Source organism: Chitinophaga sp., assembly GCF_036569185.1.
Lineage (GTDB): Bacteria > Bacteroidota > Bacteroidia > Chitinophagales > Chitinophagaceae > Chitinophaga.
On record NZ_DATCRD010000265.1, the window covers coordinates 1 to 9,394 of the forward strand.

The 9,394-nt window shown below is 48.6% G+C and carries 11 protein-coding genes; 7 read left to right on the forward strand and 4 right to left on the reverse strand.

Annotated features, from left to right (window positions below):
• The first annotated feature begins 202 nt into the window (after nt 1-202).
• The gene (locus tag VIM72_RS20355; protein ID WP_332004662.1) at nt 203-1,288 is read left to right on the forward strand and encodes a HesA/MoeB/ThiF family protein; all 1,086 of its coding nucleotides are present in this window, start codon (nt 203-205) and stop codon (nt 1,286-1,288) included.
• A gap of 2 nt (nt 1,289-1,290) precedes the next feature.
• Nucleotides 1,291-2,040: a sulfite exporter TauE/SafE family protein gene (locus tag VIM72_RS20360; protein ID WP_332004664.1), complete on the forward strand. Its 750-nt coding sequence runs from the start codon at nt 1,291-1,293 to the stop codon at nt 2,038-2,040.
• Nucleotides 2,041-2,071: 31 nt separating this feature from the next.
• On the opposite strand, the gene moaA is transcribed toward VIM72_RS20360, so the two are convergent.
• Together moaA and VIM72_RS20370 are read right to left on the reverse strand one after the other, a co-directional pair.
• Complete coding sequence (gene moaA / locus VIM72_RS20365; protein WP_332004665.1) at nt 2,072-3,049, reverse strand: GTP 3',8-cyclase MoaA; 978 nt, start codon at nt 3,047-3,049, stop codon at nt 2,072-2,074.
• Between the two features lie 5 nt (nt 3,050-3,054).
• Nucleotides 3,055-3,426, reverse strand: a complete 372-nt coding sequence (locus tag VIM72_RS20370; RefSeq protein WP_332004666.1) for a DUF7009 family protein — start codon at nt 3,424-3,426, stop codon at nt 3,055-3,057.
• A gap of 77 nt (nt 3,427-3,503) precedes the next feature.
• On the opposite strand from VIM72_RS20370, the gene moaD reads away from it, so the two are divergent.
• Nucleotides 3,504-3,737: a molybdopterin converting factor subunit 1 gene (gene moaD / locus VIM72_RS20375; protein WP_332004667.1), complete on the forward strand. Its 234-nt coding sequence runs from the start codon at nt 3,504-3,506 to the stop codon at nt 3,735-3,737.
• Between the two features lie 29 nt (nt 3,738-3,766).
• On the forward strand, nt 3,767-4,168 hold the full coding sequence (locus VIM72_RS20380; protein ID WP_332004668.1) for a molybdenum cofactor biosynthesis protein MoaE: 402 nt from the start codon (nt 3,767-3,769) through the stop codon (nt 4,166-4,168).
• A 78-nt stretch (nt 4,169-4,246) separates the two neighbouring features.
• Here VIM72_RS20380 and VIM72_RS20385 read toward each other — a convergent pair whose 3' ends face one another.
• A complete protein-coding gene (locus tag VIM72_RS20385; RefSeq protein ID WP_332004669.1) occupies nt 4,247-4,846 on the reverse strand; it encodes an NTP transferase domain-containing protein in 600 nt (199 codons plus the stop codon).
• A complete protein-coding gene (gene moaC / locus VIM72_RS20390; RefSeq protein WP_332004670.1) occupies nt 4,830-5,315 on the reverse strand; it encodes a cyclic pyranopterin monophosphate synthase MoaC in 486 nt (161 codons plus the stop codon). The genes VIM72_RS20385 and moaC overlap by 17 nt, the downstream gene beginning before the upstream one ends.
• A gap of 47 nt (nt 5,316-5,362) precedes the next feature.
• Between moaC and VIM72_RS20395 the strand changes: the two genes are divergently transcribed.
• From VIM72_RS20395 to VIM72_RS20405, 3 genes are all read left to right on the forward strand, one after another.
• Entirely contained in the window at nt 5,363-6,571 is a 1,209-nt protein-coding gene (locus VIM72_RS20395) for a molybdopterin molybdotransferase MoeA (RefSeq protein WP_332004671.1), read from the forward strand.
• 153 nt (nt 6,572-6,724) lie between these two features.
• Nucleotides 6,725-8,173 carry a DUF1800 domain-containing protein gene (locus tag VIM72_RS20400; RefSeq protein WP_332004672.1) on the forward strand — a complete coding sequence of 483 codons (1,449 nt, stop codon included), beginning with the start codon at nt 6,725-6,727 and terminating at the stop codon, nt 8,171-8,173.
• Nucleotides 8,174-8,198: 25 nt separating this feature from the next.
• The coding region (locus VIM72_RS20405) for a DUF1501 domain-containing protein (RefSeq protein WP_332004673.1) at nt 8,199-9,394 on the forward strand (1,196 nt) is incomplete at its 3' end.

Below are 9,394 nucleotides of genomic sequence, written 5' to 3' on the forward strand. Positions count from 1 at the left end.
CTGAATAGTAGTTGGCCACCTTAATCATAAAGGATACGTCATGCGGGGAGCGGAACCCTGATTGTTTCTTTCGACCTAAAATGTTTGATTTTTGCATATTTACACCTTTTTAGGTGTAAACCTATTTCAGGACGTGACCCCCTGATATAGGTTTACACAATCTCGCCGAATACAATTAATTTTAGGGTCTAAATGAAGCAGTATGGACAGATATGACAGGCAAACGAGACTGGAAGGATTTGGCCCCGCAAAACAGGCATTACTGCAGCAGGCAAAAGTGCTGGTAATTGGCGCAGGCGGCCTGGGAGTACCGGTGTTGCAATACCTCACTGCAATGGGGATCGGGACCATTGGCATCGTGGAACATGATGTTGTTTCCATCACCAACCTGCAGCGGCAGGTGCTATATACTACCGCCGACCAGGGCAAATCCAAAATTGAGCAGGCCGTAAAACGGTTGCAGCAGCTGAACCCGGAGATAACCCATATCATACATGATACCTGGCTCACCACTGATAATGCCCTGGAACTTTTCAGTAGATATGATGTCATTGTAGATGGATCTGATAACTTCGGTACCCGCTACCTGGTGAACGACGCCTGTGTAATTACCGGCAAACCGCTGGTATATGGCGCTATCTATAAATACGAAGGACAACTGAGCGTATTTAATTACCAGGAGGGCGCCACCTACCGTTGTATTTTCCCTGAAGCGCCGGAAAGCGGTGAAATGCTTAACTGTAACGACATTGGCGTGCTGGGTGTATTGCCTGGTATCATCGGATGTTACATGGCCAATGAAACGGTGAAAGTAATTACCGGCATCGGCACACCGTTGCGCAACCAGTTGATGACGATTGACACCCTGAACAATACCCATCTTACTTTTAATATCACCCCTGTAACAGCCAACCGGCAAATTACATCCCTGCAGGAAAACTACCGGCAAACGGTGTGTGAACTGGAAGGGGTACAGTCATTATCCGTACAGCAGTTAAACGACTGGCTGCAACGTGATCTGCCTTTTATGTTACTGGATGTGAGGGAAGAAGATGAATGGGAGATCTGCCATATTCCTAAGTCCGTGCATATTCCCATGGGGCGCGTATTACAGCAGGTAGCTGCCATCCCGGACGATGTACCGGTAGCGGTGCTTTGTCATCATGGTATGCGAAGCCGGGCCGTAGCCCAGCGGTTAACAGAACTAGGCTATAACCGCGTATACAATATAGAAGGCGGTATTCATGCCTGGGCCAGTGCTATTGATCACCAGATGCAAACTTATTAACTGTGATCCCTGAACTCTGTATCCTCTTTTTTATAGTGGCGCTGGCCTATTCAGCAGCCGGGTTCGGCGGCGGTTCCAGTTATCTCGCCATCTTATCGCTTCCCTTATGGATGGTAGATTTCCAGCTGATGAAATCCACTGCTCTGTTATGTAATGTAGCCGTGGTGAGCGGAGGTGTTTATCATTTTTACAGGAGTGGTCACCTGCCTATGAAAAAGGCATGGCAGTTATCGCTGGTAAGTGTGCCCCTGGCTTTTATTGGTAGTTACCTGCCTATGAAACAGGCTACCTTTTTCCTGTTGCTGGGGCTTGCGCTTACACTGGCGGCGCTATTGATGTGTTACCGTTTATTTTTTGAAAAGGAAGAGCCTATCATTCCCGCCAATAAGGGAAATGGTATTGCCTATGGCGTTATTGGCGGTGGTATAGGCTTGCTTTCCGGTATGACCGGTATTGGCGGAGGCATCTATCTTTCCCCTGTATTGCGGTTAGGTAAATATGATACCGCTAAGAATATTGCCGGGTTAAGCAGTTTTTTTATCCTGGTAAATTCCATTGCGGGCTTATGCGGTCAGGCGGCAAAACATGCTATTGTGTTTGATGTGAAATTTGCCGGGCCTTTGCTGCTGGCGGTTATTGCGGGCGGCCAGATTGGTGCGCGGCTGAGCGCAAAGGTGTTGAATCCCCGCTGGGTTGCAGGCGCAACGGCTTTGCTGATACTGTATGCAGGTGTGCAAATGCTGCTGAAGTAGCGATTATAAGAATATGGAATGCAGGTGTTGCTTATCCGCCTATCACCGACATGCTCTCCATATTTTTTTCTGTGTGATGCTGCTCTGCTTCGAAGCCATCGGCAAAACGCGCGTGGATGGCCGATTGTATGGCTGGTAGCAGAAGATGTTGCCGGTCTTCATCTCTCAATATCTCTTTTACATTCAATACATCATTACCATACAGGCATGTTTTCATATTACCGGTGGCGGATATACGAAGACGATTGCAGGTGCCGCAAAAAGTACGGCTGTAAGCAGGGATAACCCCTATATTGCCTTTATGGCCGGGAATATGATAGTTGAGCGATGTGGAATGAGGCGCATCTGTTATTTTCTCCAGCGTATAGTCGTTTCCGATAGCAGCAAGGATCTTGTGATAGTTCCATTCAATTCCTGAAAATGCGTGCCCCTGGCCGTTGAAAGGCATTTCTTCAATAAACCTTACTGATAATGCGTTATTGCGTGTAAGCTCCGTAAACGCGCTTAATTCATCTGTGTTCACATTTTCCATCACCACTGTATTGATCTTTACCTGCATATTGTGCAACAGCAGGCTTTCCAGTGTATCCATTACAGCAGGAAACCGGTTACGGCGGGTAATCTGATGAAAGCGGCCGGCCTGTAAGGTATCCAGGCTCAGGTTAATATGTGTGACGCCCAGTTGCTGCAATGCAGGAATATATGCCTGTGTTAACACGCCGTTGGTAGTAATGGCAATTTCCCTGATACCGGGAATCGCTTTTATTTTTTCCAGCAGGTTCATTAAACCCGGGCGGAGAAAGGGCTCTCCGCCGGTGATCCTTATTTTGGAAATACCTGCGGCGGCAAGTGTTTGTAGCAGTTGAAGAATTTCGTTATCGGTAAGTAATGCCTTACGTTGCACAAAATGCATGTTTTCCGGCATGCAGTAGGTACAACGGAGATTGCACCGGTCTGTTACCGACAGGCGTACGTAGTCTATAATACGGTGATGTGCATCTGTGAGCATTGCTATCAGCAGTTTTTGCCGGCCATCGGATTGTCGAATGCCTGGCTGTCGTCCTCATTTCTGTCTGTAAGACATTTAAAATCTTTCTCCACCAGGATGTTTAGCTCCGAGCCATCGGCATTGGGCAGCACCAGTTCAAAGCCTACCTGGTCGGGTGCGTACCAGGCAGCAAGACGGGAAACCGGGAGCAGCAGGTGTACGCCATCGTGCTCCATTTTTATAACAGGATCAGAAATCTCCTTTCCCCGGAGGCAGAAATGAAGGGTACCAGCGCCTATATGGGTTATTGATTCCACTTTCCCGGTAGTTTCCAGGAGTTCCACATCTGCTTTATCCAGGCGGTATCTTATACTGTTGCCTCTTAACCTTATTTTCATAAAATTGATTTTCTGCCGTATTAAAATTACTACTTTATCGGGGCTATATTGTAGTTTTAACCAACAATTTACGGAGTATGGGTATATTATTGTTCGGAGCGGCCAAAGATATTGCCGGTGTACCGGTGATCAACAAACCGGAACATATTACAGATGTAGCCGCCCTGAAGGCCTGGTTGTTCGAAGTGTATCCTTCGTTGCAGCAGCTCCGGTCCGTAATGATAGCGGTAAACCGGACCTATGCGGCTGATACACAGGTAATAAGCAGCGAGGATGAGATTGCAGTGATCCCGCCGGTGAGTGGAGGTTGAGTATTGTTTTTAGTTTTAGTATTTAAAAGATGGAAATATTAATAGATATTAAAGATACCATTACCGTGCAGGAAGCGCTGGACTTCATTCATGCGCCGGAATGCGGCGGGGAAGTGATCTTTTCCGGCACCGTGCGCAATCACACTAAGGAACGGCCGGTATTGAAATTATTTTATGAATGTTATGAGGCGATGGCTATTTCTGAAATGCAGAAAATAGCGGCACAGGTAGCGGAAAAGTGGGATGTACAGCGCCTGGCCATGCTCCACGCGGTTGGCGATAAATATCCCGGTGATATTGCAGTGGTAATAGCGGTGGCTTCTGCACACAGGGGAGTCGCTTTTGATGCCTGTGAATTTGCAATAGATACCCTCAAGGAAACCGTTCCTATCTGGAAAAAGGAATTTTTTGCAGATGGGGAAATCGTATAGCCCGGAGCAGCATTTGCACCCAGGGATCTACATCTTCAGCATTTAAACTTATTTACCGGTTAGCAATTCTGTGCCGGCTTACTTCTCCAGGTCTTTCAGCGCTTCCGCCTTTTCTTCGGGAGTGTTGGCATTAAACTGTTCTTCAGCATACGGATTGTTGAAGAGTGCGATATCTGTATTCAGCATGGTTTTGCGCGGGCAATTCTTTCCGGCCATCACGTTTTCCTTTAACGCATTTAACCCCGTGGGCTCCCAGATGGAGATCAGCGGTTCCGGTAAGTTATTTACCGGGCTTACAAAGGTGGTAGCCGCTTTGCCGGCATCGCGGGAGGCGATGAGCAGTTCAAGGCTTTGTTTGCTGAGCAGGGGAAGATCGCAGGCAATCACCAGCCAGGCGGTTTCCGGTTGCAGCGCATGTGCGCTCAGCAGTCCGGCCGATGGTCCGCCAAAAGGCACTGAATCGGGCACCAGGTGCGGGTAACCATCAAAATCTGCCTGCTGTTCTTTCCGGCAGGAAATATATACTTCCGGCAGCAGTGATTGTAATAAAGTAACGAGGTATTGCCATTGAGGCATACCATGATAACTGATGTTGCTTTTATCTTCCTGCATGCGGGTACTGAATCCACCGCAGAGCACCAGTCCTTTTAGTGGCGCGTTGTTACCGGGTATAGTCATGTTTACCACCTGTTTTGCTGATGAGTTTTGTTTCCCGGATGATCATATCCTGGGTAAGGGCTTTGCACATATCATAAATGGTAAGTGCCGCTACGCTGGCGCCGGTAAGGGCTTCCATTTCCACGCCTGTTTTCCCGTTGGTTTTTACAGTGCAGCGGATCACCGCTTCATCTTCTTCCAAATGTATCTGTACATCACAGCCATCCAGCAGCAGGGTATGGCAAAGCGGGATGAGCTCCGGTGTTTTTTTTGCCGCCATGATGCCGGCAATGATAGCGGTTTGGAATACGCCACCCTTGCGAGTTTGAATATCCTGTCCGTGAAACTGGTCGCGTATCACCTGCGGCAGGTATACACGGCTCTCGGCAACGGCTATACGATAAGTGTCCAGTTTGCCGCTGATGTCTACCATGGCAGGCTGTCCGCTTTCGTTCAGGTGTGAAAAAGCATTACTTGATTCATTGGACATAAAATCATAAATTTAAACAAGTTCACTTTATACAAAAGTAATTCAAAATGATGTTGACTGTTGCTGCTGCATTTAAGGCTGTGATGCAAACTGTGCGGGACCTGGGTACCGAAACGGTGCCTTTTGAATCTGCTGCCGGCCGTATTTTGCGGGAGCCTGTACTGGCCGACAGGCCCTTTCCGCCATTTGACCGGGTAACCATGGATGGCATTGCTGTTAACTACGACAGTTTTGCCCGCGGTCAGCATATTTTTGGGGTGGAAGATATACAGGCTGCGGGCTCACCGCAGCTGCAGCTTTCCAACACTGCCAACTGTATAGAGGTGATGACCGGCGCCGTGTTGCCGGAAATGACAGATACCGTGATCCAGTATGAGCATCTCACGCCTTCAGAACATGAAGGGTTCCGCCGTTTTACGGTACATGGAGCCGTAAAGAAAGGGCAGAATATTCATAAAAAAGGGTCAGATGTGGATACAGGTACTACGCTGATAAAGCCCGGCACGCTTATAGGCCCTGCAGAAGCCGGCGTACTGGCTACGGTAGGGCAAACCACGGTAGAAGTAAGCAAACTGCCCAGGGTGGCGGTGATTGCCACCGGGAATGAACTGGTGGCAGTGCATGAAACACCGGAGCCCCACCAGGTGCGTATTTCCAATATTTACAGCCTGCTCGCATCGCTGGCACAACTGGGCATCACTGCCCGTTATGTGCATTTGCCGGACGATGAAGCAGCCATGAAGGACCAGCTCCTGCCCTTGCTGAAAGAAACAGACATATGGATCAGCTCAGGCGCTGTAAGCGCCGGTAAATATGATTTCCTGCCAATGGTACTGGAACAGCTTGGCATGCAGCAGGTATTTCATAAGGTACAACAGCGGCCCGGGAAGCCTTTCCTGTTTGGCACTTTCAAAAATGGCCCTGTTGTGTTTGCCTTGCCAGGCAACCCGGTATCAGGGTTCATGTGTTTTTACCGGTATGTGCACGCATGGATACAATCCGCTATGGGCGCAGCATTGCCGGAGCCCTGTTACGCACAGCTGTCTGAAAAGGTGATATTTGATGCGGCGTTGGAATATTATTTGCCGGTAAAATTGCAATCGCAATCCAATGGCTTGTTGCTGGCCATACCACAGCCCTACCAGGGCTCGGGCGACCTGGCCAGTTTGCTGAAAGCAGACGCATTTCTTACCCTGCCGCTGGAGCAGGACGTTTTCGAGAAAGGAAGCAGTTACCAGGTATGGCGATTCCGCTGAAAACAGATGTGTTGCTGACCCTGCCGCTCGATTGAGAAAGGAAACAGTATGGCGGTTCCGTTAAGCAAACGTTCCCGGTGAATTTCCTGCGTTACCCGACATAACCGGTTAAACCCGGTCTGCATTTGATAGTCTCACTACAAATAAATGCTTATGGCTGAAGTTGCCCGTAAAATTCAGATGCAACATCTCGCCTGGCGCGCTGGCTTCGGAGAAACCCTCCCTGTGATCTCCCACTGGGAAAGCAAAAGGCGGGAAAAAATTGTGAATAAAGTACTTATCGGGCCTGCAAGAGCGTCAGTTACTTCCGTAGATGTGGTAGCAGCAGATGACCTTCCGGATTACAGGAAGCAGAAATCAATGACACCTGAGGAAAAGAAGGCAGTGCGGAAAATGAATGACGACGGCATTAAAGACCTGAATGTATCATGGGTAAATGCGATGGTGCACAGTGAACATCCACTCCGGGAAAAGATGAGCCTTTTCTGGCATGGCCATTTTGCCTGCCGTACCCAAAATGTATTATTCAACCAGCAGCTGTTGTCGGTAATTCGTGAAAACGCCCTCGGCAACTTTGGCGATCTGCTCAGCGCAGTGTCCAAAAGCCCGGCCATGCTGCAGTTTCTCAATAATCAACAGAACCGCAAACAACATCCCAACGAAAACTTTGCCCGCGAAGTAATGGAGTTATTCACCATGGGAAGGGGCAATTATTCAGAACAGGATGTGAAAGAGGCCGCGAGAGCCTTTACAGGCTGGGGCTTTGATGAAACAGGCACTTTTGTTTTCAGGGAGAAACAGCATGATGATGGCCTGAAAAATTTCCTGGGGAAACAAGGGAATTTTAATGGAGATGATGTACTGAAAATATTATTGGAGCAACGGCATACCGCCAGGTTTATCACCGCAAAAATATACCAGTACTTCGTATCTGAAACCCCTGATGAGGAGCGGATTACAGCACTGTCGGAAAAGTTTTACCAGGCGGGCTATAATATCAAATCCCTGGTGAAGGAAATATTTATGGCCGATTGGTTTTACGATTCAAATATTGTGGGCAACCGGATTAAATCGCCCGTGGAGTTGCTGGCAGGCATTCGCAGAACCATACCCATGACCTTTGAAAAGGAAGAAGTGATGTTACTGTTCCAGCGGGTATTGGGACAATTGCTTTTTTATCCGCCCAATGTAGCCGGATGGCCTGGTGGGCGGAGCTGGATCGATAGCTCCAGCCTCATGTTCCGACTACGCGTGCCCCAGGTAATATTGTATTCCCAGGCCTTTAATGTGAAGCCTAAAGAGCTGACCCCTGAAATGGGCGATGGCGCTAACTATAAAATGACCCTGCAGATCAACGATTTCCTGAAACGGCAATTCGCAAAAAAAGTGAACGCCAGCGTAAACTGGGATCCTTATGTAGCTGGCTTTGAGAAAGTGCCGAGGGAGAAATTAGCCGACGAAATTGCCGGCGTTTTATTACAGCAGCCTGGTAATGTAAGCCGGTCGTTGCTGGAAAAATACGCCGACAGCAGCAGCCGGGAAAACTATATCAAAACAGTAACCATTGATGTGATGAGCACACCGGAGTATCAATTGTGCTAAACCACTAACCGCTAAAAGTAATGCTATGCTGATTCTCAACAGGCGCCGTTTTTTACAGGTAGGCTCACTGGCTTCTGCGGCGATGATGATGCCAAAGTTCCTGAAAGCGCTGGAAAGAGGCCACCTGGTACCCCCGGGTAATAAGGTGCTGGTGATTATTCAATTGTCTGGTGGCAATGATGGATTGAATACCGTTATTCCCTATCGTAACGATATTTATTATAAAGCCCGCCCATCGCTGGGAATAAAAAGAGAGGCTGCCCTTTCACTGAATGATGAGCTGGGGATCCACCCCGCGCTGAAAGGCTTAAAGGCTTTGTATGATGACGGGGCGTTGGGCATCCTGAACAATGTAGGTTACCCCAACCCCGACCGTTCCCATTTCCGTTCTATGGATATCTGGCATTCCGCCAGCCAGTCGGACGAATACTGGTCCGATGGCTGGATAGGCCGCTACCTCGATGCGCAATGCAAGGGATGCGATAAACCTACCCAGGCGCTGGAAATAGACGATACCCTCAGCCTGGCCTTAAAGGGCGATAACGACAAAGGGCTTGCAATGACTGATCCTGCAAGGCTTTACGGCACCAGCAATGATAAATATTTTGCAGAGCTTTTAAAGCAGCATACCAGCGGAAATGATCATCACAATAATGCGGATTACCTGTATAAAACCATGGGTGAAACTATTTCTTCCGCAGCCTATATCCAACAACAGTTTAAAACATATAAATCTTCTGCCCCTTATCCCAATACAGAGCTGGGAAGGAACCTGCGCACCATTGCCAACCTGGTAATGTCTGATATCAATACGAAAGTATATTACGTATCGCACGGGAGTTTTGATACGCATGTAAACCAGCAGGACCAGCAGGCACGCCTGTTTGGTCAGCTGAGCGATGCGTTGACTGTGTTTACGGATGACCTGAAAAACAACCGTCGTTTTGAGGATGTGGTAGTGATGACTTTTTCTGAATTCGGGAGAAGGGTTAGTCAGAATGCCAGCGGTGGCACCGATCATGGCACTGCCAACAACATGTTCCTGGTGGGTGGCGGATTGAAACAGCCGGGGCTTATCAACAACGGCCCGGACCTGCTTAACCTGAAAGACGGGGACCTGCAATACCAGGTGGACTTCAAAAGCGTGTATGCCACCCTGTTATCCGGCTGGCTGGGCGCCGATGATAAGGCGATACTGAAAGCGGAGTACCCGCATTTATC